The organism is Aminobacter sp. Piv2-1, assembly GCF_037625995.1.
Lineage (GTDB): Bacteria > Pseudomonadota > Alphaproteobacteria > Rhizobiales > Rhizobiaceae > Aminobacter.
In genome coordinates, this window is sequence record NZ_JARKMU010000005.1 from 327,434 (window position 1) to 353,618 (window position 26,185).

General features: G+C 64.7%; 31 protein-coding genes. 8 read left to right on the top strand and 23 right to left on the bottom strand.

Annotation, left to right across the window (positions count from 1 at the left end; translation table 11 throughout):
• Positions 1 to 21: 21 nt before the first annotated feature.
• The 6 genes from AmiPiv_RS11965 to AmiPiv_RS11990 all read right to left on the bottom strand — a co-directional run bounded on the left by AmiPiv_RS11965 (position 22) and on the right by AmiPiv_RS11990 (position 4,392).
• Complete coding sequence (locus AmiPiv_RS11965) at positions 22 to 558, bottom strand: MerR family transcriptional regulator (RefSeq protein WP_340037678.1); 537 nt, start codon at positions 556 to 558, stop codon at positions 22 to 24.
• 111 nt (positions 559 to 669) lie between these two features.
• Positions 670 to 993, bottom strand: a complete 324-nt coding sequence (locus AmiPiv_RS11970) for an integration host factor subunit alpha (protein ID WP_340037679.1) — start codon at positions 991 to 993, stop codon at positions 670 to 672.
• Positions 994 to 1,124: 131 nt separating this feature from the next.
• Positions 1,125 to 2,096: a beta-ketoacyl-ACP synthase III gene (locus tag AmiPiv_RS11975; protein ID WP_340037680.1), complete on the bottom strand. Its 972-nt coding sequence runs from the start codon at positions 2,094 to 2,096 to the stop codon at positions 1,125 to 1,127.
• A gap of 11 nt (positions 2,097 to 2,107) precedes the next feature.
• The gene (gene plsX / locus AmiPiv_RS11980) at positions 2,108 to 3,175 is read right to left on the bottom strand and encodes a phosphate acyltransferase PlsX (RefSeq protein WP_340037681.1); all 1,068 of its coding nucleotides are present in this window, start codon (positions 3,173 to 3,175) and stop codon (positions 2,108 to 2,110) included.
• Between the two features lie 106 nt (positions 3,176 to 3,281).
• Positions 3,282 to 3,836, bottom strand: a complete 555-nt coding sequence (locus tag AmiPiv_RS11985; RefSeq protein ID WP_340037682.1) for a DUF177 domain-containing protein — start codon at positions 3,834 to 3,836, stop codon at positions 3,282 to 3,284.
• A gap of 13 nt (positions 3,837 to 3,849) precedes the next feature.
• The gene (locus AmiPiv_RS11990) at positions 3,850 to 4,392 is read right to left on the bottom strand and encodes a ubiquinol-cytochrome C chaperone family protein (RefSeq protein ID WP_340037683.1); all 543 of its coding nucleotides are present in this window, start codon (positions 4,390 to 4,392) and stop codon (positions 3,850 to 3,852) included.
• Positions 4,393 to 4,516: 124 nt separating this feature from the next.
• Here AmiPiv_RS11990 and AmiPiv_RS11995 point away from each other — a divergent pair, with 124 nt between their 5' ends.
• On the top strand, positions 4,517 to 5,038 hold the full coding sequence (locus tag AmiPiv_RS11995) for an outer membrane protein assembly factor BamE (RefSeq protein ID WP_340037684.1): 522 nt from the start codon (positions 4,517 to 4,519) through the stop codon (positions 5,036 to 5,038).
• A 146-nt stretch (positions 5,039 to 5,184) separates the two neighbouring features.
• Here the strand turns inward: AmiPiv_RS11995 and AmiPiv_RS12000 are convergent, their stop codons facing one another.
• A complete protein-coding gene (locus AmiPiv_RS12000; RefSeq protein WP_340037685.1) occupies positions 5,185 to 7,326 on the bottom strand; it encodes a sodium-translocating pyrophosphatase in 2,142 nt (713 codons plus the stop codon).
• Between the two features lie 194 nt (positions 7,327 to 7,520).
• The gene (locus AmiPiv_RS12005; RefSeq protein WP_340037686.1) at positions 7,521 to 8,015 is read right to left on the bottom strand and encodes a DUF2165 family protein; all 495 of its coding nucleotides are present in this window, start codon (positions 8,013 to 8,015) and stop codon (positions 7,521 to 7,523) included.
• Between the two features lie 112 nt (positions 8,016 to 8,127).
• On the opposite strand from AmiPiv_RS12005, the gene AmiPiv_RS12010 reads away from it, so the two are divergent.
• Entirely contained in the window at positions 8,128 to 8,325 is a 198-nt protein-coding gene (locus tag AmiPiv_RS12010; RefSeq protein ID WP_340037687.1) for a hypothetical protein, read from the top strand.
• Between the two features lie 7 nt (positions 8,326 to 8,332).
• On the opposite strand, the gene AmiPiv_RS12015 is transcribed toward AmiPiv_RS12010, so the two are convergent.
• From AmiPiv_RS12015 to glyA, 11 genes are all read right to left on the bottom strand, one after another.
• Positions 8,333 to 9,085: an ABC transporter permease gene (locus AmiPiv_RS12015; protein WP_340037688.1), complete on the bottom strand. Its 753-nt coding sequence runs from the start codon at positions 9,083 to 9,085 to the stop codon at positions 8,333 to 8,335.
• Entirely contained in the window at positions 9,082 to 10,020 is a 939-nt protein-coding gene (locus AmiPiv_RS12020) for an ABC transporter ATP-binding protein (protein WP_340037689.1), read from the bottom strand. The genes AmiPiv_RS12015 and AmiPiv_RS12020 overlap by 4 nt, the downstream gene beginning before the upstream one ends.
• Complete coding sequence (locus tag AmiPiv_RS12025) at positions 10,017 to 11,183, bottom strand: ABC transporter permease (RefSeq protein ID WP_340037690.1); 1,167 nt, start codon at positions 11,181 to 11,183, stop codon at positions 10,017 to 10,019. Before AmiPiv_RS12025 ends, AmiPiv_RS12020 begins: the two co-directional genes overlap by 4 nt.
• A 61-nt stretch (positions 11,184 to 11,244) precedes the next feature.
• Positions 11,245 to 12,156, bottom strand: a complete 912-nt coding sequence (gene osmF, locus AmiPiv_RS12030) for a glycine betaine ABC transporter substrate-binding protein OsmF (protein ID WP_445206944.1) — start codon at positions 12,154 to 12,156, stop codon at positions 11,245 to 11,247.
• Positions 12,157 to 12,313: 157 nt separating this feature from the next.
• A complete protein-coding gene (locus tag AmiPiv_RS12035) occupies positions 12,314 to 13,516 on the bottom strand; it encodes an MFS transporter (protein ID WP_340037691.1) in 1,203 nt (400 codons plus the stop codon).
• Positions 13,513 to 14,013, bottom strand: coding sequence for a transcription antitermination factor NusB (gene nusB / locus AmiPiv_RS12040; protein WP_340037692.1), 501 nt, complete (start codon positions 14,011 to 14,013; stop codon positions 13,513 to 13,515). The genes AmiPiv_RS12035 and nusB overlap by 4 nt, the downstream gene beginning before the upstream one ends.
• Complete coding sequence (locus AmiPiv_RS12045; RefSeq protein ID WP_340037693.1) at positions 14,010 to 14,474, bottom strand: 6,7-dimethyl-8-ribityllumazine synthase; 465 nt, start codon at positions 14,472 to 14,474, stop codon at positions 14,010 to 14,012. The genes nusB and AmiPiv_RS12045 overlap by 4 nt, the downstream gene beginning before the upstream one ends.
• Positions 14,475 to 14,590: 116 nt before the next feature.
• Positions 14,591 to 15,208, bottom strand: coding sequence for a riboflavin synthase (locus tag AmiPiv_RS12050; protein ID WP_340037743.1), 618 nt, complete (start codon positions 15,206 to 15,208; stop codon positions 14,591 to 14,593).
• On the bottom strand, positions 15,208 to 16,332 hold the full coding sequence (gene ribD, locus AmiPiv_RS12055; RefSeq protein WP_340037694.1) for a bifunctional diaminohydroxyphosphoribosylaminopyrimidine deaminase/5-amino-6-(5-phosphoribosylamino)uracil reductase RibD: 1,125 nt from the start codon (positions 16,330 to 16,332) through the stop codon (positions 15,208 to 15,210). The genes AmiPiv_RS12050 and ribD overlap by 1 nt, the downstream gene beginning before the upstream one ends.
• A gap of 3 nt (positions 16,333 to 16,335) precedes the next feature.
• Positions 16,336 to 16,800, bottom strand: coding sequence for a transcriptional regulator NrdR (gene nrdR / locus AmiPiv_RS12060; protein WP_340037695.1), 465 nt, complete (start codon positions 16,798 to 16,800; stop codon positions 16,336 to 16,338).
• Between the two features lie 124 nt (positions 16,801 to 16,924).
• On the bottom strand, positions 16,925 to 18,226 hold the full coding sequence (gene glyA / locus AmiPiv_RS12065) for a serine hydroxymethyltransferase (RefSeq protein ID WP_340037696.1): 1,302 nt from the start codon (positions 18,224 to 18,226) through the stop codon (positions 16,925 to 16,927).
• Positions 18,227 to 18,431: 205 nt separating this feature from the next.
• On the opposite strand from glyA, the gene AmiPiv_RS12070 reads away from it, so the two are divergent.
• Positions 18,432 to 18,932, top strand: coding sequence for a hypothetical protein (locus AmiPiv_RS12070; protein WP_340037697.1), 501 nt, complete (start codon positions 18,432 to 18,434; stop codon positions 18,930 to 18,932).
• A 65-nt stretch (positions 18,933 to 18,997) separates the two neighbouring features.
• Here the strand turns inward: AmiPiv_RS12070 and AmiPiv_RS12075 are convergent, their stop codons facing one another.
• From AmiPiv_RS12075 to AmiPiv_RS12090, 4 genes are all read right to left on the bottom strand, one after another.
• Positions 18,998 to 20,251, bottom strand: coding sequence for a L,D-transpeptidase family protein (locus tag AmiPiv_RS12075; RefSeq protein ID WP_340037698.1), 1,254 nt, complete (start codon positions 20,249 to 20,251; stop codon positions 18,998 to 19,000).
• Between the two features lie 432 nt (positions 20,252 to 20,683).
• On the bottom strand, positions 20,684 to 21,199 hold the full coding sequence (ldtR, locus tag AmiPiv_RS12080; RefSeq protein ID WP_340037699.1) for a transcriptional regulator LdtR: 516 nt from the start codon (positions 21,197 to 21,199) through the stop codon (positions 20,684 to 20,686).
• Between the two features lie 214 nt (positions 21,200 to 21,413).
• A complete protein-coding gene (locus AmiPiv_RS12085; RefSeq protein WP_340037700.1) occupies positions 21,414 to 21,839 on the bottom strand; it encodes a DUF6163 family protein in 426 nt (141 codons plus the stop codon).
• Positions 21,836 to 22,879, bottom strand: coding sequence for an enoyl-CoA hydratase/isomerase family protein (locus tag AmiPiv_RS12090; RefSeq protein WP_340037744.1), 1,044 nt, complete (start codon positions 22,877 to 22,879; stop codon positions 21,836 to 21,838). Before AmiPiv_RS12090 ends, AmiPiv_RS12085 begins: the two co-directional genes overlap by 4 nt.
• Positions 22,880 to 23,021: 142 nt before the next feature.
• Between AmiPiv_RS12090 and hemB the strand changes: the two genes are divergently transcribed.
• The 5 genes from hemB (at position 23,022) to AmiPiv_RS12115 (ending at position 26,183) form a co-directional block, all read left to right on the top strand.
• Positions 23,022 to 24,053 (top strand): porphobilinogen synthase, encoded by a 1,032-nt coding sequence (hemB, locus tag AmiPiv_RS12095; protein WP_340037701.1) that lies wholly within the window; start codon positions 23,022 to 23,024, stop codon positions 24,051 to 24,053.
• A 47-nt stretch (positions 24,054 to 24,100) separates the two neighbouring features.
• Positions 24,101 to 24,397, top strand: coding sequence for a nucleotidyltransferase family protein (locus tag AmiPiv_RS12100; protein ID WP_340037702.1), 297 nt, complete (start codon positions 24,101 to 24,103; stop codon positions 24,395 to 24,397).
• A complete protein-coding gene (locus AmiPiv_RS12105; protein ID WP_340037703.1) occupies positions 24,397 to 24,753 on the top strand; it encodes a HepT-like ribonuclease domain-containing protein in 357 nt (118 codons plus the stop codon). The genes AmiPiv_RS12100 and AmiPiv_RS12105 overlap by 1 nt, the downstream gene beginning before the upstream one ends.
• A gap of 64 nt (positions 24,754 to 24,817) precedes the next feature.
• Positions 24,818 to 25,288, top strand: coding sequence for an RDD family protein (locus tag AmiPiv_RS12110; RefSeq protein WP_340037704.1), 471 nt, complete (start codon positions 24,818 to 24,820; stop codon positions 25,286 to 25,288).
• A 139-nt stretch (positions 25,289 to 25,427) separates the two neighbouring features.
• Entirely contained in the window at positions 25,428 to 26,183 is a 756-nt protein-coding gene (locus AmiPiv_RS12115; RefSeq protein ID WP_340037705.1) for an arginyltransferase, read from the top strand.
• Positions 26,184 to 26,185: the final 2 nt, after the last annotated feature.

Sequence of the window (26,185 nt, forward strand, 5' to 3'; positions counted from 1 at the left end):
CGTAGCCCGCCGATGCGGTCCTCAGCGAACCTGATCGAGCAGCCTCTTGCACTCCAGGAGGTCGAACAGCGCCTCCTGCAGCAGTGCGCGGTTGTCACGCGTCAGCTTGCCGCCGTCAGCGGCAACGGGTCCTTCGTCGTCGGCCTTGCCCAGGCCGAAGAAGCGCCGGCTGGGCTTGGCCCTAGCTTCGCCGACGAGCATCTCGTCGTCGACGCGCGGCTGGGCTGCCGGGGTCATCGGGGCTTCGGCCTGCTTGCGCTGGGCGATGGCCTCGACGGCCGCCACATCGCCGCTGCCAACCGCGACCAGGAACTGGTTGCCGTTGTCGCGCAGGAGTTTCTGCACGCCCTTGATGGTATAGCCCTGCTCATAGAGCATGTGGCGGATACCTTTGATGAGTTCCACATCCTGCGGCCGGTAGTACCGGCGGCCGCCGCCGCGCTTCATCGGCTTGATCTGGGTGAACCGCGTCTCCCAGAAACGCAGCACGTGCTGCGGCAGGTCCAGATCTTCGGCAACTTCGCTGATGGTGCGGAAGGCGTCGGGGCTCTTGTCCATGGTCGCCACTTTCGCAAACGATTCGCGATTCATTTCAGCGGTTTGTGCGACGACATTCAAGCCCCGTACGAATCACGAACGGGCAATCAACCGATAAAAGCCGCGATTGCGCTACTTGGCGGCCTTCGACTTGCCGTTCTGGTGCGCGCGCAGGATGCGGCTCTTGAGCACGTTGGATGCCTTGAAGGTCATCACCCGGCGCGGCAGGATCGGAACCTCCTCGCCGGTCTTCGGATTGCGCCCGACGCGCTCGTTCTTGTCGCGCACGTGAAAGGTTGCGAAGGACGAGAGCTTGACCGTCTCCCCGCGGACGATCGCCTCGCAGATTTCGTCGATAACCGTCTCGACCAGCTGTGCCGATTCGGTGCGCGAGAGGCCGACCTTACGGTAGACGGCTTCGGCGAGGTCGGCACGCGTCAGTGTCTTTCCCCCCATGCGGCGGTCCAATCCTAAAAAACAACAATTTCGCAAACGCGCCGGAGGTTAAGTAATTGATCCGTCAAGGTCAAGAAGCGATCCGCAGCCATCGCACACGAGGCGCGGGATGGTGCCCGCGCCGTCGGGAATCACCAGCGCAGCAGCACCGCGCCCCAGGTGAAGCCTCCCCCCATGGCTTCGAGCATCACGAGGTCGCCCTTCTTGATGCGACCGTCGGCGACGGCCGCCGAAAGCGCCAGCGGAACCGATGCGGCGGAGGTGTTGCCGTGCAAGTGGACGGTGACGACCGCCTTCTCCTCGGCGATCCCGAGCTTCTTGGCGGAAGCGTCGATGATGCGCTTGTTGGCCTGGTGCGGCACGAACCAGTCGAGGTCGTCGGCGGAGATGCTGGCCTGGGCGAAGACGTCCTCGATCACGTCCGTGATCATGCCCACGGCGTGCTTGAAGACCTCGCGACCCTCCATCTTGAGATGGCCGACGGTGCCGGTGGTCGACGGGCCGCCGTCGACGAACAGCTTGTCCTTGTGGGTGCCGTCCGAGCGCAGGCTGGCGGCAAGCACGCCGTGATCGGCAATCGTCCCCTCGCCATGCTGGGCTTCGAGCACGAGCGCGCCGGCGCCGTCGCCGAAAAGGACGCAGGTCGAGCGGTCGTTCCAGTCGAGGATGCGCGAGAAGGTCTCCGAACCGATCACCAGCACGCGCTTGGCCAGACCGCCCTTGATGTAGAGATCGGCAGTGGTGACCGCATAGACGAAGCCGCTGCAGACGGCCTGCATGTCAAAGGCGAATCCGTGCCGCATGCCGAGCCGGTTCTGGATCTCGACGGCGGTCGCCGGGAATGTGTTGTTCGGCGTCGACGTCGCCAGCACGATCAGGTCGATGTCATCGGGCGTCAGCCCGGCATTGGCGAGCGCGGCGCGCGCGGCAGCCTCGCCGAGCGACGCCGTCGTCTCGTCGTCGGCGGCGATGTGACGCTGGCGAATGCCTGTGCGCTGGACGATCCACTCGTCCGAGGTTTCGACCACGCCTTCGAAATCGGTGTTCTTCATGATGCGGCGGGGCAACGCCGAGCCGATGCCGCGCACAACTGATCTGATCACTTCGAAAAGTCCTATTCCTGTTCTTCGACCGCGGCGCTGGATCGTCCCATCGCTGCATGCGGGTTGCGTGCATGAAACAGGTCGAGATCGGCCTCGATGCGGTCGAGCAGCCGGTTGCGAACCATATCGTACGCCATCTCGATCGCCGCCGCGAAACCATCCGCGTCGGCACCGCCATGGCTCTTCACCACCACGCCGTTCAGGCCGAGGAAGACGCCACCGTTGGCACGGCGCACGTCCATCTTCTCGCGCAGCCGGTCGAATGCGCCCTTGGCGAAAATGTAGCCGATCTTGGCCATCAGCGTGCGGCTCATCGCCTCGCGAAGGTAACCGGCGATCTGGCGCGCGGTTCCCTCGGCGGTCTTCAGCGCGATGTTGCCGGAGAAGCCCTCCGTCACCACGACGTCAGTCGCGCCCTTGCCGATGTCGTCGCCCTCGACGAAACCCTGATAGTTCATCGAAGCCAAGTTGGCCTCGCGCAGCATGCGCCCGGCTTCCTTGACCTCTTCCTGTCCCTTGATCTCCTCGACGCCGACATTGAGCAGCCCGACCGAAGGCCGCTCGATCCCGAACAGCGCCCGGGCCATGCCGGTTCCCAGAATAGCAAAGTCGATCAGCTGGTGGGCGTCCGCGCCGATCGTGGCGCCGACATCGAGCACGACGCTCTCGCCCCGCGTGGTCGGCCACAGCGCGGCGATGGCCGGGCGATCGATCGTCGCCATGGTCCGCAGGCAGAACTTCGACATGGCCATCAGCGCACCGGTGTTGCCGGCGGAAACGCAAGCGTCGGAGGTGCCCGACTTCACCGCCTCGATGGCCTTCCACATCGACGACTTCCAGCGGCCGTGGCGCAGCGCCTGGCTCGGCTTGTCGTCCATGCGGACGGCAACCTCGCTGTGGTGGAACTCGCTGACCGCGGCCAGCCGCGGATGCTTGGCGAGTTCGGGGCGAACCGCCTCCTCGCGACCGTATATGATGAAACGAACATCGCTGCGCCGGACGGCGACCTTGGCCAGAGCGGGGATGACCACGGAGGGTCCGTGATCGCCTCCCATGGCATCAACTGAAATCCTGATCACGCGTCGGTCATCTCACTGTTGGCGTAGCGGGGCACGCAAAAACCCGGGCGGAAAATAGCGGTTTTGGATCGCCGCACAACCGGATTACGCGAATCGAAAATCGTTTTCAAAGTTTCTTGGCAATCAAACGCAGCTTTTTCTGGAACTCGCTCTCGACCAGCCCGCCGTCTTCGTCGGTCGCGGCGGTCATCGCGGCGCCCTTCTTGCGCGGGTAAGGATCGATGCCAAGACCGAAGAACTCCTCGGCGAGCGCGCCGACGTCGATGCTGTCGCCCTCGAACGTCTCGGGGCTGTCCGGCCCCTCGGCATCGAGCAGGATCTCGCCGCCGACATGGAAACCCTCGCGGCCGAGCTTGGAATCCTCCGGCAGGAAGACGCCCTCGACGTCCTCTTCGACCTTGGCGTCCAGCGGCTCCATGGTGACGATGCAGGCCTGGGTGATCGCCGCCTCGACGCGGCCGCGGACCTTGATCCCGTTGCGCTTCCAGCTGCTGACGAGAAGCTCGGCGCGGTAGCGCTCGACCGAAAGCAGCCCATGCGCCTCGGCCAGGGCTTCGCGCTGCGCCGCATCGGCCTCGACGACCACCGACATGCCCTTCTGCGGCAGCCGCGCGACATTGACGATGAACGAGACCGAGCTCTGGGTCTGGACATGTTTCATGGATGGCCTCCCTTCAGGCCGCCTTGGGCGCCGGGAATTCGAGCTTGCCGGCGCAGATTTCGCTGGTCTGCTGCGCCTTGAGGAAAACATCTGCCCCCAGCACATAGTCCGCCAGCGCGGAGGCCTCGGGCCAGCTTGCGTCTTCCGGGCGGACATTGCGCGCGAGCGCCGCGGCCAGCCCTGCCCTGTCGCTGCCCTCGACCGCCTCCCTGTAGGCCTCGGTACGGCCATAGAACATCTTAGCCAGCTTCTTCATCCGCTTTGGCACGCCGACGTCGCTGATTCCAAGTTCGCGCAGCGAGTGGTCGACGTCGAGAAAAAACTCGTCGATCAGCAATTGCGCGATCTCGGCTGGAGGCCCCTGTTCGCCGCGCAGGCGATGCTGAAACAGAAACATGTGCAGCGACAGCATCTCGAAGCGCCCGAGCGGCGTGTCCGGTACGTTCCACGCAGAATAAAGTGGTTCCTGCCGCGCCGCCGCCACGATTCGTGTATAGAGCGCGTCCGTGATGGCGCGGTTGGCTTGGCGTTGACGGCCAAACAGACGCTGGAACATGAGAGGGCGGTCTCCCGGGGACCCGTTTCGCTAGGTGGCCTTGTTGCATCGGCGCGCAAGCTGGTTTACCGGTTTTGCGGCTTCGCGCAAGCCAGGGCCCTGGCACGACAGGATGGAGTTGTTGTTGCAGTCGCTGAAATTCAAGATGTCATTTTCGCTGCGGCCGGCCGGTGCCGTGTCGCTTGTCGCGGCTGCCGTCGTGCTTTCGGCGTGCAACACCTCGAAGACCTTCGGTGACCTGAACCCGGGCGAGACATTGACCCAGGGTTACGTCATCGACCAGCAGTCGATCGATTCCGTGCCCGTCGGCTCGAGCCGCGAACAGGTGCTGCTGGCGCTGGGCACGCCTTCGACCACCGCCACCTTCGACAACGAGGTGTTCTATTACATCTCCCAGACGCGCAAGCGCGCCGTCGCCTTCGCCAAGCCGAAGCTCGTCGACCAGCGCGTGCTGGCCGTCTATTTCGGCACCGACGGCCGCGTCTCCCAGATCGCCAATTACGGCCTGCAGGACGGCAAGGTGTTCGACTTCATCACGCGCACGACGCCGACCGGCGGCAAGGACCAGAACTTCCTCGGCCAGCTGCTCTCGGGCGCCGGCAAGATGGGTTCGAGCGCGGCCAGCAGCATCTTCGGCGGAAGCTGATCGGCCGGCAGGCTCCAGAAATCTCAGGCAACAAGACCCGCGGGAGCAAATCCCGCGGGTTTTTTTTCTCATTGGCCGCATGAAAAGCCCCGCCCGCTCAACGCGGACGGGGTTTTTCCTTGCTACTTGCCCCGAACTGTCGCGGCTCAGCTATGCGCCAGGACCGCCAACAGCAGCAACGCGACGATGTTGGTGATCTTGATCGCCGGGTTCACGGCCGGTCCGGCCGTATCCTTGTAGGGATCGCCGACGGTGTCGCCGGTGACCGACGCCTTGTGGGCTTCGGAACCCTTCATGTGCTTGACGCCGTCCTTGTCGGTGAAGCCGTCCTCGAACGACTTCTTGGCGTTGTCCCAGGCGCCGCCGCCGGAGGTCATCGAGATCGCCACGAACAGGCCGTTGACGATGACGCCGAGCAGCGATGCGCCGAGGGCGGCGAAGGCGGACGCCTTGGAGCCCGAGATCAAGAGCACGCCGAAATAGACGACTAGCGGCGCCAGCACCGGCAGCAGCGACGGGATGATCATCTCCTTGATCGCAGCCTTGGTGAGCAGGTCGACGGCGCGCGCGTAGTCCGGCTTGGCGGTGCCCTGCATGATGCCGGGGTTCTCGCGGAACTGCTTGCGCACCTCCTCGACGATCGCCCCTGCCGCACGGCCGACAGCGGTCATGGCGATGCCGCCGAACAGGTACGGGATCAGGCCGCCGAAGATCAGGCCGGCGACGACATAGGGGTTCGACAGGTCGAACGAGACCGTGCCGATGTCGGCGAAGTACGGGAACTGCGCGCTGTTGGCGGCGAAATACTGCAGGTCGTAGCTGTAGGCCGCGAACAGCACCAGCGCGCCGAGGCCGGCGGAGCCGATGGCGTAGCCCTTGGTCACCGCCTTGGTGGTGTTGCCGACGGCGTCGAGCGCGTCGGTCGACTGACGCACTTCCTTCGGCAGGCCGGACATTTCGGCAATGCCGCCGGCATTGTCGGTGACCGGGCCAAAGGCGTCGAGCGCCACGATCATGCCAGCCAGGCCGAGCATGGTGGTGACGGCGATGGCCGTTCCGAACAGGCCGGCGATCTGGAAGGTGGCGATGATGCCGCCGACGATGACGATCGCCGGCAGCGCGGTCGATTCGAGCGACACCGCAAGGCCCTGGATGACGTTGGTGCCGTGACCGGTGACCGACGCCTGTGCGATCGAATTGACCGGACGCTTGTTGGTGCCGGTGTAGTATTCGGTGATGACCACGATCAGGCCGGTCACCAGGAGGCCGATGAGCCCGCAGATGAACAGGTTCCGGCCCGTGACCAGGACGCCATTCGCCAGGCCGACCTCGCCCCAGCCGATGGTCAGCGACGTGGCGGCGCCGAGGCCCAGGATCGACAGCAGGCCGGTGACGATCAGGCCCTTGTAGAGGGCTCCCATGATCGAGCCGTTGGAGCCGAGCTTGACGAAGAACGTACCCGCGATCGAGGTGATGATGCAGGCGCCGCAGATGGCGAGCGGATAGAGCATCACGCTCGAAAGCACCGCCGAACCGGCGAAGAAGATGGCGCCGAGCACCATGGTGGCGACGACCGTCACCGCATAGGTCTCGAACAGGTCGGCCGCCATGCCGGCGCAGTCGCCGACATTGTCGCCGACGTTGTCGGCGATCGTCGCCGGATTGCGCGGATCGTCCTCCGGAATGCCCGCTTCGACCTTGCCGACGAGATCGCCGCCGACGTCCGCACCCTTGGTGAAGATGCCGCCGCCGAGACGCGCGAAGATCGAGATCAGCGAAGCGCCGAAGCCGAGCGCCACCAGCGAGTCGACGACCATGCGGTCGTTGGGCGCGAGCCCCATCGGCCCGGTGAGGATCCAATAGTAGACAGACACGCCGAGCAGGGCGAGACCTGCGACGAGGAGGCCGGTGATGGCGCCCGACTTGAAGGCGATGTCGAGGCCGGCGGCCAGACTGTTGGAGGCTGCCTGGGCGGTGCGCACATTGGCGCGAACCGAGACGTGCATGCCGATGAAACCCGCAGTCCCGGACAGGACTGCACCAATCAAAAAGCCGATCGCCGCGGTGCCGGAAAGCAGCCACCAGGCGAGCAGGAACACGACGACGCCGACGATGGCGATGGTCGTGTACTGGCGCGCCAGATATGCTTGCGCACCTTCACGGATGGCAGCAGAGATTTCCTGCATGCGCGCACTGCCCTGGTCGGATGCAAGCACCGACTGCGTCGCCCAGATGGCGTAAAGGACAGATAGCAAGCCGCAGGCGATGACGACGTAAAGCATTGTCATTGCCAATTCTCTTCCCTGATTGCGCCCGGATATCCCCTCCCCGGGCTAAGTGAACGAGACCGGCAGCCTATGTGCTGGTGCCGGTCCCCGGTGCGACAATCCGAAACAGGGCCAAGGACGTCAAGATATCGCCAAGCTTTTGTCCCGGCTTTCGCCAAGCCGCTTCCAGCGGCCCGACGAAAATCAAAAACGCCTCAGGCCAGGTCGCGGTCCGGCTGGTTGACGTAGATCAGCACCGCCAGCATCGTCATGTAGAACTTGAAGGCCGCGTCCTGGCCGTTCCAGGTGCTGGATTGCCACATGGCGAACCATTCGCCGCCGACGACCATGAAGCCGAAGAACCAGACGAGAAAGCCCATGGTAGCGCCTAGTGCGACGAAGCCCTTGGCGTCGTTGAATTCCTGTCCGGACCCATTGCGCGCCTGCCAGAGCTTCAGCGCGGCGACGAGGAAGAGCACGAAGGTCAGCGCTTCGCCGAAGATGATCATCCAGTAGCCGACGCTCCAGAGGCTCGGGTTGGTGATCGAGCGATACATCAGCGCATTGCCGGGAAAGGTCGTGTCCATGCTCAGTACGTGCTGGACGAAGGCGAAATTGGAGCCGTAGTCGGTGATATTGCCGAACGCCACGAGAAAGGCGAAAGCTGCGAGGCAGAGACACATCACGATCTTAGAGAGACGCCAAATCATGGCCAGAATTCCTTCGAATGACGGATCGGGGCATCGACCAGATCAATCACCGAGTCTCGCGGGCGGCGCAACAGGCCAGCCTGTCCAGTTGGTACTGACCGGTTCGGCCAGGATGTACGCCGGAAAGCTCGGCCTGGACGCGGCCATCGGCGCGCTGAAGCTCACGCCGGAATGCCAGACGGGCGACGTGGTCTCGATCGCGTCGGGCGCAGGCAGCCATGATTTCGCCGTGCTGCGCCGCCGCTGGGTCGTCGAAGGCGCCGCAATCCGGCTCGAGATCACGCTCGACCATCCGGTGCGCGGCCGCTAGCCAGGGATCAAGATTGCGTCGCCAGCCCCATGCGCCTGGCGGCGATGCGCTCCAGCGCCGACAGCACGTCATAGATCAGCACCGCAAGGGCGGCCACGATCAGCCCGCCCTGGAGGACGAAGGCGAGGTTGTTGGACTGCAGGCCAGCGATGATGACCTCGCCCACGGTCTTTGCGGCGACCGTCGAGCCGATGGTCGCCGTGGCGAGGCTGATGACCACCGACAGCCGGATGCCGGCCAGGATCACCGGAACGCTCAGCGGCAGCTCGATTTGGACGAGACGCTGCCAGCCGGTCATGCCGGCGCCGCGCGCTGCCTCGACGACGTTGGCCGGCGTGGTGGTGAGCCCCGTCAGCGTGTTCTCGAAGATCGGCAAAAGCCCATAGAGGAAAAGCGCGATCAGCGTCGGCTTCTCGCCGAAGCCTACGGCCGGCACGGCGAGCGCCAGCACCGCGACCGGGGGAAAGGTCTGCCCGATGTTCACCAGGCTGCGCGACAGCGGCAGGAACTCGGCCCCGGCCGGGCGCGTCACCAGGATGGCGAGCGACACTGCGACGACGATCGCAGCAACCGTGGCAATCGCAACTGTCCGCAGGTGCAGCAGCGCGAGCGACAGCAGGCTGCCCTGGTTGTAGATCGCCGGCGCGCCGTTCTGCGTCAGCGGCTTGAACAGCGGCTCGAACCAGGCCGGATTGGCCAGGAACGCCACCAGCACGACCAGCAGCGCCAGTCGCAGGACCGTGGGGATCCATGCCCTCATTCGGGCCTCGCGGCGCGTTTGACCAGCCCGTCCACCGTCACCCGGCCGATAGCCTTGCCGTCGCCATTGGTCACCGGCATTTCGGAACGGCCGGACCACAGCAGCTTGGCCAGGGCGTCGCGCTGCGTCGCGTCGGCACCGATGGCTTCGCCCTCTGCCTGCCCCGGCTCGATGGCCTCGTCGACGGATCCCAGCGAAAGCAACTTGAAGGGCCGGTCGCTGGTGCCGATCAGCGTCTCGACGAAATCGTTGGCGGGCCGGGCAAGGATTTCCGCCGGCCTGGCGTACTGGACCAGGCGGCCGCCATCCATGACGGCGATGCGGTCGCCGAGATGGACGGCCTCCTCCATGTCGTGCGTGACGAGCACGATGGTGGTGCCGAAGCGCTTCTGGATGGCGAGCAGATCCTCCTGCGCCTTGGTGCGGATGATGGGGTCGAGCGCGCCGAACGGCTCGTCCATCAACAGCACGTTGGGCTCGGCGGCGAGCGCGCGGGCAACGCCGACGCGCTGCTGCTGGCCGCCCGACAGCTCGTGCGGATAGCGCGGCCCGAAGGCCGCGGGATCGAGCTGGAAGAGCGCCAGCAGTTCATCGACCCGCGCCTTGGTCCGAACTGGGTCCCAGCCGAGCAGCACGGGCACAGTGGCGATGTTCTGCGCCACCGTCCGGTGCGGAAACAGTCCGTGCCCCTGGATGGCATAGCCGATGCTGCGGCGCAGTTGCGGGCCGGGCACCGAACGGTTGTCGACCCCGTCCAGCCTGATCGCCCCCGACGTCTGTTCGACCAGTCGGTTGATCATGCGCAGGAGCGTGGTCTTGCCCGAGCCGGATGTGCCTACGATCACCGTGATCGTGCGCGGCTCGATGAGCATCGACACGTCGTCGACGACCGTCAAGTCGCCGTATCGCTTGGTGACATGTTCGATTTCGATCATGCGGCCTCCGCCACGGGTCTGCCTGTCGCGGCCGTTTCGATGACCGCGTCGAGAATGATTGCTGCGGCGAAGGCCAGCGCGACCGTCGGCACCGCGCCGAGCAGCACGAGATCCATCGCCGTCTGGCCGACGCCCTGGAACACGAAGACGCCGAAGCCGCCGCCGCCGATGAGCGCGGCGATGGTGGCGAGCCCGATGTTCTGGACGAGAACGATGCGGATGCCGGTCAGGATCACCGGAAAGGCGAGCGGGAACTCGACGCCTTTGAGGCGCTGCCAGTCGGTCATGCCGGTGCCCCGGGCGGCATCGTTGGCGGCGCGCGGGACGCCCGCCAGCCCGACGACCGTGTTGGCGACCACCGGCAGCAGCGAATAGAGGAACAGCGCGACGAAGGCCGGCGCTACGCCGATGCCGCGAATGCCGATGGCTGCCGCCCCCGGGACGTTGGCCGCAACCCAGCCCAACGGGGCGATCAGGATGCCGAACAGCGCGATGGACGGGATGGTCTGGATGATGTTGAGGGTGTTGAGCATGCCTGCCCGCAGCCACTCGACACGATGGCTGAGGACGCCGAGCGGCAACCCCACGATCACCGCACCGGCGAGCGAACCGAGAGTCAGGGTGACATGACGCCTGGCCTCGATCCAGAAGCTGTCGGCGCGGTTGGCATATTCCTTGAGAAGCGACAGATCGTTCCAGGCCCCGGACGCGAGCAGCAACCAGACCGCCACCGCGGCCGCCGCAAGGACCGCGACGCGCCCCGCCGGCGACAACTGCAGCCTCGTGAGGCCGTCGGCCAGCAGCAGCGTGAACGCAAAGACCAAAATCCAGAATCCGGACGCCGGCGAGATGCGGGCAAACGTGTTGCCCTCCGGTGTGAGGAACGCTCCGGCGACACCGATCAGAGCCGCGAGCATCACAAGAGCGTCGACACTTGCCGCCAGCCTGATCACGAGCGGCGTTCGCAACAGCGCAATCAGCCCTGACACAACCAAAATGGCGAGAAGCAGCAAGCCAAAGGGCTGCGGCAGCGCCTCGAGTATCGACCGGGGTTCGCCGGCGACGATACGGTTGGCACGGAACGTGGCGAATGGCGCAACCAAGGCGCCATAGGCGGCGATCGCGGCGATCACCACGCCAAGCTTGTCAAATCTGATGCTCACGGCCGAAATGCGTCCCCGCTGCCTGTGGCGCGCCCCGACAGCCGAGGCGCGCCGCAGGAGCTTACTTCAGAAAGCCGTTCTTCTTCAGGAAATCCTCGGCGACCGCCTTGGCAGGCTCGCCGCCGACCTGGACGCGGCCGTTCAGTTCCTGGAGCGTGACGAGGTCGAGCTTCTCGAACACCGGCTTCAGCAGCGTCTCGATCTCCGGATGCTGCTTGAGCACCGCCTCGCGAACGATCGGCGCCGGCTGGTAGACCGGCTGGACGCCCTTGTCGTCAGCGAGCACCACGAGGCCGGACGGGGCGATGCCGCCGTCGGTGCCGTAGACCATGGCGGCGTTGGCGCCGTTGGTCTGGTTGGCGGCTGCGGCGATCGTAGCGGCGGTGTCGCCGCCGGAAAGGGTGATCAGTTGCTCCGGCTTGAGGGTGAAGCCGTAGGTCGTCTGGAAGGCAGGCAGGGCGGCCGCCGAATTGACGAACTCGGAGGAAGCCGCCAGCACGACATTGCCGCCGCCGGAGACGTATTTGCCGAAGTCGCTGAGGGTGGCGAGCTTGTTCGGCTCGGTCACGTCCTTGCGCAGCGCGATCGCCCAGGTGTTGTTGGCCGGCGCCGGCTTCAGCCAGACGATCTTGTTGGCGTCGTAGTCGAGCTTCTTGGCGGTCTCGTAGCCCTTGGCGGCATCCTTCCAGACCGGATCATCCGCCTTCTCGAAGAAGAAGCCGGCATTGCCGGTGTACTCCGGATAGATGTCGATCTCGCCCGCGGCGATTGCCTTGCGGACGACCGGCGTCGCGCCAAGCTGGATGCGGTCGGTCGTGGCGATGTCGTTGGCGTTGAGAACCGACTGGATGATGTTGCCGAGCACGCCGCCTTCGGTGTCGATCTTGGACGAGACGACCACCTGCGCACTTGCAGAACCCGTTGCGATGCCGAATGAAACTCCGGCAATCGCCAGAATAGTCTTGAAGCTCACGATACCCCCCTTTGATGTGACTGGTGACGGACGTTGCTTACATATGAGCATGCCGTCTGCCTTACGTCGGGGCATACGCTTTCACTACATTTGAGCTGCGCGCAATATTTTTTTGAAGTTCGAACAAACGGCGGCGGCGACTGCCGACAACTTCCTGTCAGGCCGCCTGCCGGCGGTTCGCCTTGGCCAGCGTTGCCAGAGCGCCTAAACAGACCACGCAAACCGGGAAAACCAGCCAGTTCAGCATGTCCCAGCCATAGACGTTGTAGACGGCACCCGACAGCAGCGAGGCCAGCGCCACGGCACCGAACAACACGAAATCGTGAAAGCCCTGCACCCTCGCCTTCTCCGAAGGGCGGTAGGCCGTGGCGACGATCGCGGTCGCGCCGATGAAGCCGAAGTTCCAGCCGAGCCCGAGCAGAATCAGGGCCGACCAGAACTGCCAGAGCGCGATGCCCGACAGCGCCACGATGGCGCAGCCGACGAGCAGGAGGATGCCCAGCCCCACCATGCGCTCGGGGCCGAAGCGCCGGATCAGGCTGCCGGTGAAGAAGCTCGGGCCGAACATGGCCATGACGTGCCATGAGATGCCGAGCGTCGCCTCGTCGGGCGAGAAGCCGCAGCCGACCATGGCGAGCGGGGCGCCGGTCATGACGAAGGTCATCAGCGTGTAGGTGCCGACGGCGCAGACCAGGGCGGCGGCGAAGCGCGGCTGGGTCACGATCTCCCTGAGCGACCTGGCGTCCGCGGCGGCGGAATCCTGGTGCGCGTGCGCGCCCTCCGTCACCCTGAGGAAGGACAGGATGACGGCGCCGACCGCGGCAAGCCCGATGATGGCCGCGAACGAACCCGCAAACATCACCGGTGCGAACAGCTCGCGGGTGAAGATCACGATCTGCGGTCCGAGGATGGCGGTGATGATGCCGCCGGCAAGCACGAAGGAAATGGCGTTGGCCTTGAATTCCGGCGGGGCGTTGTCGGCCGCGGCGAAGCGGAACTGCTGGACGAAGGCGCTGCCGGCGCCGAGCATCATCAGGCCGAACACGAAGAGCCAGAACTCGGCCCTGAAAAGCGCCAGCGTCGCGATGGCGCCGCCGACGGCCGTCACTGCCGTGCCGAACATGAAGCCGCCGCGCTGGCCGAGGCTGCGGATGATGGCGGCGGCAGGAAGGGCGCCAAGCGCCATGCCCAGGCTGAAACCGGTGATGGGAAGCGTCGCCAGCGACTTGTCTTCACCGAGGAGATAGAACCCGGCCAGGCCGCCGATGGAAAAGGAGATCGGCGCGGCCGAGCCTATGATGGCTTGCGATGCGGCGAGGATGTAGGCAGTTCGCCGCGCTTCGCGTTCGCCAACGGTCATGTCGCGTCCTTGCCCTTGCCTTCGCCGCGCAGCTTGCGGGAAACACGATCGAGAACCGCATTGACGAGCTTGGGCTCGTCGTCCTCGTAGAAGGCCTTGGCGATGTCGACGTATTCCGACACGATGACCGCCACCGGAACGTCCTGGCGCTTCATCAGCTCGTAGACCCCGGCGCGCAGGATAGCGCGCAGCGTGGAATCGAGCCGCGACAGCGGCCAGTCCTCGGTGAGCGCCTGGCGGATCACCGGATCGACGAACTTCTGGTTCTCGACCACGCCGGACAGGATGGCGCGGAACCACTGCGCGTCGGCCTCGCGGTAGAGCGCGCCGTCGACTTCCTTGCCGAGCCGGAAGGCCTCGTATTCGGCAGTGATCTCGAGCAGGCCGCTGCCTGCCACGTCCATCTGGTAGAGCGCCTGGACGGCGGCGAGACGGGCCGCACCGCGCTTGTTGGCGTGGCGGACGGCCGGCTGGCCCTTGTCTTCGGAAGAGCTCACGACCGGGCGGCTCCCAGTTTCTCGCGCACCGCGATCATGGTCAGCGCGGCACGGGCCGCGAAGCCGCCCTTGTCGCCTTCGCTGCGGCGCGCGCGCACCCAGGCCTGCTCGTCGTTTTCGGTGGTCAGCACCCCGTTGCCGATGGCGATCGACTCGGCGACCGAGAGATCCATCAGGGCGCGGGCGGATTCGTTGGCGACGATCTCGAAATGATAGGTCTCGCCGCGGATGACGGTGCCGAGCGCGACATAACCGTCATAGTGGGTGCCCTCGTCGTCGGCCGCATCGAGGGCAAAGGAGATCACGGCCGGAATTTCGAGCGCACCGGGCACGGTGACCACGTCATAGGAAGCACCGGCTTCGTCGAGCGCGGCCTTGGCACCGTCGAGCAGTGCGTCGGCGAGGTCGTCGTAAAAGCGCGCCTCGACGATGAGGAGCTTCAGTTTCTTGTCATTGGCCATGTTCGATCTCCGGCAGAGCGGGTCACTTAGGCCGAACCGGGGGAGTTCGCAAGCGAAGTGTTAAGGGCCACATCATGAAACCGCCGGTCGCCTCGCGCAAGCCGCCTGCCGCCGTCTCAGAGCCCTTCCCGGGCAGCGTCGGCAAGCCGCGCCGCGTAGCGCGCCATGGTGTCGACCTCGATGTTGATGCGGTCGCCGACCTTGCGCTCGCCCCAGGTCGTCACCTGCAGCGAATGGTGGATCAACAGCACGTCGAAACGCGTGCCCTCGACCTTGTTGACCGTCAGCGACGTCCCGTCGAGGGCAACCGAACCCTTTGGCGCGATGAACTTCGCCAGTTCGCGCGGCGCTTCCAGCCGGAACCTTACCGCCTCGCCCTCGTCCTCGCGCGAAACGATCTCGGCCATGCCGTCGACGTGACCCGAAACGATGTGCCCGCCAAGCTCGTCGCCGATCTTGAGGGCGCGTTCGAGGTTGATGCGGCGCCCGGCGGTCCAGTCGCTCGCGGTGGTGAGGCGCAGAGCCTCCTCCCAGGCTTCGACCTCGAACCAGCGGGCGTTGGACGCGGCCTCGGGCAGCCCGACGACGGTCAGGCAGACCCCGGAGCAGGCGATCGAGGCGCCGATGTCGATGGTCCTGGGATCGTAGGCCGTGTCGATGCGCAGGCGCACGCCCTGGTCGAGCGGGACGGTGGACGCAACGGTCCCCACGTCGGTGACGATCCCGGTGAACATCAGATATCCCTTATCCATTCGGCGAAGCCGTCCTCGGCATAGCGCGCCTCGCGCACCAGCCGGAACCCTGCCGGTATATGGTCGCGGCCGATCGGCGCCGCAATGCCGTCCGAGCCGATCGCCTCGGGCCCGTAGAACAGCGCGATCCTGTCGACCAGCCCGTCCTCGAGGAACGCGCGCGCCGTGTCCGCCCCGCCCTCGACGATGACGCGCGACATGCCCTGATTGGCCAGGTCCTCGAGCAGTTCGGGCAGCGCGACCCGCCCGTCATAGCTCTCGCTCGCCAGGAACTTCACGCCGGCACGCTCGAGCTCGGCCCTGTTCGCCGGGTCGCCCTCCTCGCAGGTGGCCACCAGCACGGGCACGTCGAGCGCCGAGCGAGCCAGCTTCGAGGCCGCGGGCAGACGGGTCAGCCTGTCGAGCACGATCCGTGCCGGCGACCGCATCCTGAGGCCCGGCAGGCGCACGGTGAGCTCGGGATCGTCGGCGATTGCCGTGCCGATGCCGATAAGGATCGCGTCGCATTCGGCGCGCATGACATGGACCTGGCGCCGAGCCACCTCGCCGGTGATCTCGATCTGCCCCTCGCCTCGCCGACCGATCATGCCGTCGGCGGAAAGCGCAAGCTTCAGAATCACTTCCGGCCGCTTGTTGACGGATCGATTCAGGTAGCCGGCCAGCTGGTCCGCCGCCTCGGCAGCCAGCACCCGCTCCCTGACCTCGATGCCGGCGGTGCGCAGGATGGCGTAGCCGTTGCCCGACACGCGGTGGTCGGGATCGCTGGCGGCACCGACGACGCGCGTTATGCCGGCACTGACGAGCGCATTGGCGCATGGCGGCGTGCGGCCATGATGGGCGCAGGGCTCGAGCGTCACATAGGCGGTGGCGCCGCGCGCCAGCTCGCCGGCTTCGGCGAGCGCCTGCGGCTCGGCATGGGGCCGCCCGCCGATGGCGGTGACGCCCCTGCCCACGATGACCGGACCGTTGCCGTCGTCGCGGACGATCAGCGTGCCGACGGAAGGATTGGTCGAAGTGAGGCCAAGATGCCGGCGCGCGTAGCGGATCGCGGCGGCCATGAAGCGGCGATCGATGCGGTCCTGCTCAGGGGTGGTCGCTCCGGACATGGCTCAGCCGGCGTCCTCGTCGCCCTTCAGCTCGCCGAGCACCTCGTGGAAGTCCTTGGCCTCGCGGAAATTGCGGTAGACGGAGGCGAAACGCACATAGGCGACGTCGTCGAGCGACTTCAGCGCCTCCATGACCAGCCGCCCGATCTCGCCGGAGGGGATTTCGCTTTCGCCCGAGCTTTCGAGCTGGCGGACGATGCCGGTGACGGCGCGCTCGATGCGCTCGGGATCGACGTTGCGCTTGCGCACGGCGATCTCGACCGAGCGGGCGAGCTTGTCGCGGTCGAAGGGAACCTTGCGGCCCGATTTCTTGACCACCACCAGGTCGCGCAGCTGCACGCGCTCGAAGGTGGTGAAGCGGCCGCCGCATACCGGGCAGATGCGCCGTCGGCGGATGGCCGCGCCGTCCTCGGCGGGACGCGAGTCCTTCACCTGCGTGTCTTCAGACTGGCAATAAGGGCAGCGCATCGTTCGGCCTTGTCTTCGAATCCCGTCCGCGAAAGGCTTAAAGCATGATCCGCAAAAGCAGAAGCCCCATCCCGGGCTGGCCGGGACGGGGCTTCGTCATGGGGTCGCGCCGAAGCGCCCAGGCTCAACCCAGATACGAATAGAGCGGGAAGCGCTCGGTCAGGTTGACGACCTTCTGCTTGACGGCGGCTTCAACCGCTGCGTTGCCCTCGTCGGAGTTCGCAACCTTGAGCCCGTCCAGGACTTCCGCGATCAGCTGGCCGATCTCGCGGAACTCGGCTTCGCCGAAGCCGCGGGTCGTGCCCGCCGGCGTGCCGAGACGAACGCCGGAGGTGACGAAGGGCTTCTCCGGATCGAAGGGGATGCCGTTCTTGTTGCAGGTGATGTTGGCGCGGCCGAGAGCCGCCTCGGCGCGCTTGCCGGTGGCGTTCTTGGGGCGGAGGTCGACCAGCATCAGGTGGTTGTCGGTGCCGCCCGAAACGATGTCGAGGCCGGTTTCCTTGAGGCTTTCGGCGAGCGCCTTGGCGTTGGCCGCAACGTTCTGGGCGTAGGTCTTGAATTCGGGCTTCAGCGCCTCGCCGAAGGCCACGGCCTTGGCAGCGATGACGTGCATCAGCGGGCCGCCCTGCAGGCCGGGGAACACCGCCGAATTCATCTTCTTGGCGATTTCCTCGTCATTGGTGAGGATCATGCCGCCGCGCGGGCCGCGCAGCGACTTGTGCGTGGTGGTGGTGACGACATGCGCATGCGGCAGCGGCGACGGGTGCACGCCACCGGCGACGAGGCCGGCGATGTGGGCCATGTCGACCATCAGATAGGCGCCGATGGAATCGGCGATCTCGCGGAAGCGCTGCCAGTCCCAGACGCGCGAATAGGCGGTGCCGCCGGCGAGGATGAGCTTGGGGTTGTGGGCGTGGGCCAAACGCTCGATCTCGTCCATGTCGAGCAGGTGGTCGTCCTTGCGCACGCCGTAGGAGACGACCTTGAACCACTTGCCGGACATGTTGACCGGCGAGCCGTGGGTCAGGTGGCCGCCCGAGTTCAGGTCGAGGCCCATGAAGGTGTCGCCCGGCTGCAGCAGGCCGAGGAACACGGCCTGGTTCATCTGGCTGCCGGAGTTGGGCTGGACGTTGGCGAACTTGCAGTCGAACAGCTTCTTGGCGCGCTCGATGGCGAGTTCCTCGGCCACGTCGACGTACTGGCAGCCGCCGTAATAGCGCTTGCCGGGGTAACCCTCGGCATATTTGTTGGTCATGATCGAACCCTGCGCCTCGAGCACGGCGCGGGAAACAATGTTTTCCGAAGCGATCAGCTCTATCTCATGGCGCTGGCGACCGAGCTCGTTGCGGATCGAGCCGAAAATCTCCGGATCGACCTCCGAGAGCGGGGTTCCAAAGAAGGATTCGAGGTGTTTCGAAGCTGCCATCGGTTCTGATCCTTGCTGGTCCGGGGCTGGTCCGGAGGGGCATCGGGGAAGTGTGGCGGGCCATTAACATACTTGCCCCAGCGTCGCCACGTGGGGTGCGAAATTTCATGGTCGCTTTTCGACCAGCAACGAAAAAGACGGCCCAAAGCATGCAAGCGGCGCCCATCAGCTTGACCCAGAGGGGCGCCGCAGCAGAATGCCCACCATGAAAAAGATCTCGCTTGTATCAATGCTGCTTGGCGAACGGCAGACGCCGCTCTGGCCAGACAATGACCTTGAGAGTGTTGGCCGCTTCCTCGGGCCACCTGATCGCTGGGACTTCGGGATAGAAAACCACTTCTCGTGCCAGCTGGGTTATGGCGACGTCGAAATAGATCTGCAGGCGCGCGACAACCGGGTTGTGGTAACCAGATTTTGGTTGAACCTCTGGGACACGCGTGGCGGCGAGCCAGCACCGAAGACAGCGCCCATTCGCCTTTCCCGGAGAATTAAGGTCGACCTCGGCGGCTTCCATCCCGGACTCGCATTTCCAGATGCAAAAGCGCTGCTGGACTCGCTCGATGTCGAATATCAGGAGTTCGACCGGGACGACGCATCCGAAATCGTCAAGACGTTGCGGACGACGCCAAACGTGGAGCTACGCTTCTTCCGCAGCCTTAGCTGTCCCATCCTGATGGAGATTCACGCCTTCTCTGCGAACGAATGATGGCGTGCCCAGCAATGAAAAAGGCCGCCCGAGGGCGGCCTTTTTGATGTCTTCCGAAGACCGGCTCAGAGCGCCGAGGTCATCTGCAGTTCGTCGACGCCGTCGCGGCCATAGATGTCGTCGCGGAACTGGACGACGCCATCGCCGGTGGACCAGGCGGAGATGTAGGTGAAGTAGACCGGCACCGGATTGGTGACGGGAACCGGCGTGTTCTCGCCCGACTTGATGGTCTGCTCGAAATGCTGACGGCTCCAGCCGGGCGTATCGCGGAGAATCCAGGTCACCAGGTCGCGCACGTTCTGGACGCGCACGCAGCCCGAGGAATCGAAGCGCATCAGCTTGTCGAACAGGCTCTGCTGCGGCGTGTCGTGCATGTAGACGCCGTCGGGGCTCGGGAAGTTGATCTTCACCGAAGCCATGGCGTTGATGGCGCCCGGATCCTGACGGAACAGGTACTTGGCGGCCTCTTCCGTCGACCAGTCGACGGTCATCGGATCGACCTCGCTGCCGTCCGGGGCGATGAGGCGGATCTTGCTCTTGGTCAGATACTCGGGATCCTTGCGCATCAGCGGAATGATGTCCTTGCGGACGATCGAGACCGGCGCATTCCAGTACGGGTTGACGACGATCTCGTTGATCTTCGAGGCGACGATCGGCGTCTGACGGTCGACCTTGCCGACGATCGCCGTATGGCGCAGCACGACGCGGTCGCCCTCGACGGCCTCGATCTGGGCCGCCGGGATGTTGACGTTCACGTAGCGCTCGCCGAGTTGGCCCGCCTGTGCCTGAAGACGCTGGAGGTTGGTCTCGAGCTGGCCGAGGCGCACCTGGGCGCTGACATTCATGGCAGCATAGGTGTACTGGCCCATGACGCCGTCGGACGGCAGGCCATGACGGGCCTGGAAGCGCTTGAGCGCCGCATCGACATAGGTGTCGAACGAGTTGGAGATGCCGGCGCGCGGCGACAGGTCGCCGGACACCATCAGGCGCTGGCGCAGGGTCGCGACGTCGGGATCGTCCACGCCGAGCTGAAGCTTCTTGGTCGCCGGCACCACGGGCCAGCCGCCCTGGGCGACGATGTTCTGGTACTGGGCGATGGCCTGTTGGACGAAGCCGACCGTCTGGAGCGAAAAGATCGGCAGCGTGGTGGCGACTTTGCCGCCCTGGGTCACGCGCGCATCGAACTCGTCGTCCCAGTTGCCGCGGCGCGACGAGCCGAGCACTTCACCGATCACGTCCTGGGCGCTTGCAGCGCCCGACAAGGCTGCCATGGCGATAGCGCCGGCACCGGAGAGAAAGAAACGGCGACTTGTTTTCATGGGCGTCCCAGACATTTTCGCGCAACTTCAAGGGCAGGAGAATATCCCGCAACGGTATGACGGCCATGCTTAACAAGTAGCCAACCATAACCCGGAACAGCCCGCGCCCGAAACGCGGCATCGACGACTGGGTTGCTGACGGCCACGTAGAGGCAGTTGCTGGCACATCACAGATCGCTTTCGGTTTTCACCCGAATATGGCGGCAACATGGCTGTGCCGCCCCGACGGCCGGCAACATTACAGAAAAAGGAAGGGCCGGTGCATTTCTGCAACCGGCCCAGCGACTGGAGGGTCGTTCCTTCGGATGGCTCGGCCAAGCTCGCCTGTGGCAGCGAGAGAGGGGCAATAGGGCAACAGGTCGGGATACCCTGGATGTCCGCCGCCCTATTCCCCTATTGCCCCGCTCCCCGCCACAAGCGTCGGCCGTTGCATCACATCCGGTAAGCGATGGTATCGTTCCAGAAGCGGTCGAGGCGCTGCAGGGCGCGGTTCATCTGCTTGAACTCGTCGGTGTTGATGCCGCCGACCTGCTCGATCGAGCCGACATGGCGCTCGTAGAGACCGGCCACGACTTCGGCCACTTCCTGGCCCTTCGGCGTCAGGCTGACGCGGACCGAGCGACGGTCGATGCGCGAGCGCTGGTGGTTGATGAAGTCGAGCTCGACGAGCTTCTTGAGGTTGTACGAGACGTTCGAGCCGAGATAGTAGCCGCGGGAGCGCAGTTCGCCGGCGGTCAGCTCGGCATTGCCGATGTTGAACAGCAGCAACGCCTGGATCGCGTTGATGTCGCTGCGGCCGTTGCGGTCGAACTCATCCTTGACAACGTCAAGTAGACGGCGATGCAATCTTTCGACCAGCTGGAGCGATTCCAAGTAAAGCGAACGGATCGCCTCGTTACGATCCTCGGAATGCATGACGGTCTTGGCCGCCTGACGCGAAGTGATCATTGTTTTTGCCTCTCGTTTGTCGCCTGGTGAGTTTTTGTTTTGATCTCACCTTGAGCGCGAACTTATCGAATACCCATAAAATTCGACTTAAACGTCAGGCTTAACAAGGGCTTACCAGCCACTGGTTTCGAAAGAGGGTTAATGAAAGCCCCTTCGAGTAAGAAAAATTAACCTTGAATTTTACGGAATGGCCCGCAACACCTTGAACGCGTTGCTACTGGGCCGCCGCCCGGCGCTGCTGAAGATGCAGCAGGACGCGGAAGGTCGCGTAAACGAGCGCAACCACGGCATGGGCGACGACGATCAGCGGGCGCCCGCCGAACAGATCGGGGAAGCCCGCATACATGACCGTCTCGGTCGCCGCGCAGATGAACCAGATCACCGGCCCCCAAGATGAAAGCATCCAGAGACCGATCGCCGCGAAGGGAAAGAACACCGCCAGGGTGGCGGTCGCGACCTGCCAATGCAAGGGCATCAAGTCGAAACGCCACAAGGTGGCGTCGTAGAGACCGATCAGCCGAACCCAATAGAGGACGCCGAACAGCAGGCAATAGCCGGCGACGACGCGCAGGAACCAGGCAAAGGCATTCTCAAGCGTCGAAGGATGCAATTCCTGGAGGCGATTGACGCTGTCGATCACAGGACGAGTTCCCTGTCGCCGAGCGGTTCGAAATAGCGGTCGATGTCAGCCGGGTCGACATCCGCGATGCGGGACGGCTGCCAGACAGGCGTCGACCCCTTGTCGACCAGGACGGCCCGGATGCCTTCGTAGAAGTCGTGCCCCGACAGCATGCGGTTGAGGATGCGGAACTCCATCCGCATGCAGTCTTCCATCGACATGGTGAGGCCGCCGCGCACCTGCCGGAAGGCGACGAACAGGCTGGTGGGCGACCGCGACAGGATGGTGGCGAGCGTCTTTGCTGCAAATTCGCTCGATCCAGCCTCCGCCTGCAGGCTTTCCATGACATCCTCGAGCGTCGGCTTGGCGAAATGCCGCGCGATGGCCTCCAGCGTGTCGCGGTCGGTTTCACGCCTGGCGGCCTGGAAATAGCTGCGCAGCACGGCTTCCGCTTCGCCGGTCTCGCACAGGCGCTGGAGGAGGCCGGTGATGCCTTCGGCCGCGATCGTGTGCGTCGCCAACCCCGACCAGAGCGCATCGCCGTAGCGGATGCGGTTGCCGGTCAGCGCCAGGTACATGCCGAAATGGCTGCCGAGGTCCGGCAACAGATGGCTGCCGCCGACGTCCGGGAAGAAGCCGATGCCCACTTCCGGCATGGCGAACTGGGCGTTTTCAGTGAGGACCCGGTGCGAACCGTGGAAGGAGATGCCGACGCCGCCGCCCATGACGATGCCGTCGATCAGCGACAGATAGGGCTTGGCATAGCGCTGGACATGCGCATTGAGACGATATTCGTCGGCGAAGAACTGGACGGGCGGGGAGCCGGTATTGCGGCTTTCGTAGACATTCATGATGTCACCGCCGGCGGAAAACGCCCTGCCCTCGGCCTTGACGACGACGAGCGCCACCTCGCGGTCGTGCTCCCAGGCCTTGAGCGCGCGCGACAGCGCGAGCACCATGTTGTGGGTCAGCGCATTCAGCGCCTTCGGCCGCGTCAGCGTAACGATGCCGGCCCTGCCGGTCCGCTCGAAGCGGATTTCATCGCCGCCGCCAAAATCAATATCCAAGAGATTCCCTCACATCGAAGCCGGGTTCGAAGAGCTAATGTGCTGTGTGTGGGTGCGTCAATGCCGCAGGTGCCATCGCGCCGCTTGGTCTTGGGCAAACCGGCATGCTAAAAACCGCACAATCCGGAGACCATCGATGAACAAGTTCACCCCCGCCAAGCCAGCCGGCGCGCGCAGCGTCGACGAGATCACCGGCAGCCGCCGCCTGCGCCGCATGCGCAAGGCGGACTGGTCGCGGCGCCTCGTGCAGGAAAACAGGCTGACGGTGGATGACCTGATCTGGCCGATCTTCATCATCGATGGCAAAAATCGGCGGGAAGCCATTCCGGCGATGCCCGGCGTATTCCGCATGTCCGTCGACCTCGCGGTCAAGGAAGCGGAGCGCGCCGCCAAGCTCGGCATCCCCGCACTCGCCACCTTCCCCAATGTCGACATGGGCCTGCGCGACCAGACCGGCGCGCATATCCTCGAGCCGGACAACATCATCAATCGCGCCACCCGCGCGATCAAGGCGGCGGTTCCGGAGATCGGCATCATCACGGATGTGGCGCTCGACCCGTTCACCAGCCACGGCCATGACGGCATCCTGCGCGACGGCATCATCGTCAACGACGAGACGGTCGCCCAGGTGGCCGCAGCCGCCGTACTGCAGGCGGCGGCGGGCTCCGACATCATCGCTCCCTCCGACATGATGGACGGGCGTATCGGCGCGATCCGCGACGCGCTCGACGACAACGGCTTCCAGGACGTGGCGATCATGTCCTATGCGACCAAGTTCGCCTCGGCCTTCTACGGCCCCTACCGCGAGGCGATCGGCACCCAGGGTCTGCTCAAGGGCGACAAGAAGACCTACTACCTCGACCATGCCAATTCCGACGAGGCGATGCGCGAGGCCGAGCAGGATCTCGCCGAGGGCGCCGACATGCTGATGGTCAAGCCCGGCCTGCCCTATCTCGACATCATCCTGCGGCTGAAGGACGAGTTCCGGATGCCGACCTTCGCCTACCAGGTGTCGGGCGAGTATTCGATGATCAAGGCTGCCGGCGCCAACGGCTGGATCGACGGCGAGAAGGCCATGATCGAGAGCCTGCTTGCCTTCAAGCGCGCCGGCTGCGACGGCATCCTCACCTATTTCGCGCCGGAAGTGGCGGCGATGCTGAAGGGCTGAGCCGGCGGCGCCTACAACACAGTCCGCAAGTGCTATAGTATGCGGATATGACCAGATCGGAAGCGATAAGAAGACTACGCGAGAACGCCGAAGCCGTACGAGGCATGGGCGCGACGTCGCTGTACCTGTTCGGATCAACAGCTCGTGACGAGTCTTCGTTGGGCAGCGATCTCGATCTTTTCATCGACTACGATCCGCACAGCCGCTTCTCGTTGATAGATCTAGTCGGCATCAAGCAGCTTCTCGAAGAGGCGATGGCGACGGAAATCGATGTCACGACACGCAACAGCCTGCATCCGCAATTGAAGGCTGACATCGAGCGCACAGCCATTCGCGTGTTCTGATGGCACGACGTAAAGCCGGGCCTATCCTTGCCGAAATACTTGCAGCACTCGACGGGATCGAGAAGGCAACATCAGGCAAGACGCTCCACGACTACGAACAGGATTGGCTGCTGAAGCACGGCGTCCAACGTGGCATCGAGATCATTTCGGAAGCCGCGCGGCACCTGCCAGCCGAATTGCTCGTGACCGAACCCGAGATTCCGTGGAAGCAAATACGCGGAATCGGCAACGTCCTGAGACACGAGTACCACCGGATCGCAGATCCCATTGTCTGGGCGGTCGTGACCGACAGCCTACCGACACTGCGTAAAGCCATCGAACGCATCGCCACTGAAGTTGCGAAGCGGGAATCTTGAATTCCGATGCGACCCCACCCATCTGCTCCCACGCAGGCACTTGCGCCTGCATGTAGAGGATTGAATGACCGCACGCGTCCTGGACGGAGAAATCATCGCCAACAGGCTCGACGACGTCCGGGCATATGATGGCGTGCGCACGCGCCGCGTGCTGGCTTTCCTGATCGACTACCTGATCGTCGGACTGCTGACGATCCCGTTCGCGATCGTCGTCTTCTTCCTGGGCATCCTGACGCTCGGGCTCGGCTGGGCGCTGTTCGGCATCCTGTTGCCGCTCGTGGCGCTCGTCTACTTGTGGACGACGCTTGGCGGTCCCAACCAGGCGACCACCGGCATGCGCATCATGGGCATCCGCCTCGACCGCCTCGACGGCCGCCCGATCGACGGGCTGCTGGCGGTGGTGCACTCGGTCCTGTTCTGGGCCGGCAACGTAATGCTCACCCCGCTTGTCCTGCTGGTCACGCTGTTTTCCGACCGCAAGCGCACGCTGCACGACCTGCTGCTCGGCACCGTGGTCAGCCGCAGCGACCGCTGATTAAGCCTTTTGGCGTGGCAAATCATGCTTTCGCGCTAAAATGTGAAGGCGAGTTGCGGTCCGCCTTCACATTCATGTTGAATTTTTCGCAGTCAGCGCCAAGCTAGGGGACATTCGTGGGGAGTCTTCTAGACGCTCGATGACGCAGCATTCGACCCATTCGCCGCAATTCTTCCTGACGGCACCTTCTCCCTGCCCCTATCTCGAAGGGCAATTCGAGCGAAAGGTCTTCACGCATCTCGTCGGGGACAAGGCGCCGGAGATGAACGACCTGCTGACCCAGGGCGGCTTCAGGCGCTCGCAGAACATCGCTTACCGTCCGGCCTGCGAGACCTGCCGCGCCTGCGTCTCGGTCCGCATCCTTGCGCAGGAATTCGTGCCGACACGCAACATGCGCCGGGTGATCGAACACAATACGGACCTGATCGGGGCCATGCATGACGCGGAACCCTCGACGGAGCAATACTCACTGTTCCGCGCCTATCTCGACGCCCGCCACCGCAAGGGCGGCATGTCGGACATGACCGTGCTCGACTACGCCATGATGGTGGAAGACACCCATGTCGACACAAAGGTGATCGAATACCGCCGCCGCGGTCCGGATTCCTTCATCACCGGCAAGGGCCAGGGCGAGCTGATCGCGGTGGCCCTGACCGACAAGATGTCGGACGGCCTGTCGATGGTCTACTCCTACTTCAACCCGGAGATGGACCATCGCTCCCTCGGCACCTTCATGATCCTCGACCACATCGCCCGCGCCCGCGCCATGGGCCTGCCCCACGTCTATCTCGGCTACTGGGTCAACGGTTCACGCAAGATGAACTATAAGATACGCTTCAAGCCGCAGGAGCATCTCGCGCCCAAGGGCTGGGAGCGCTTCGAAGGCGAGAGCTGATA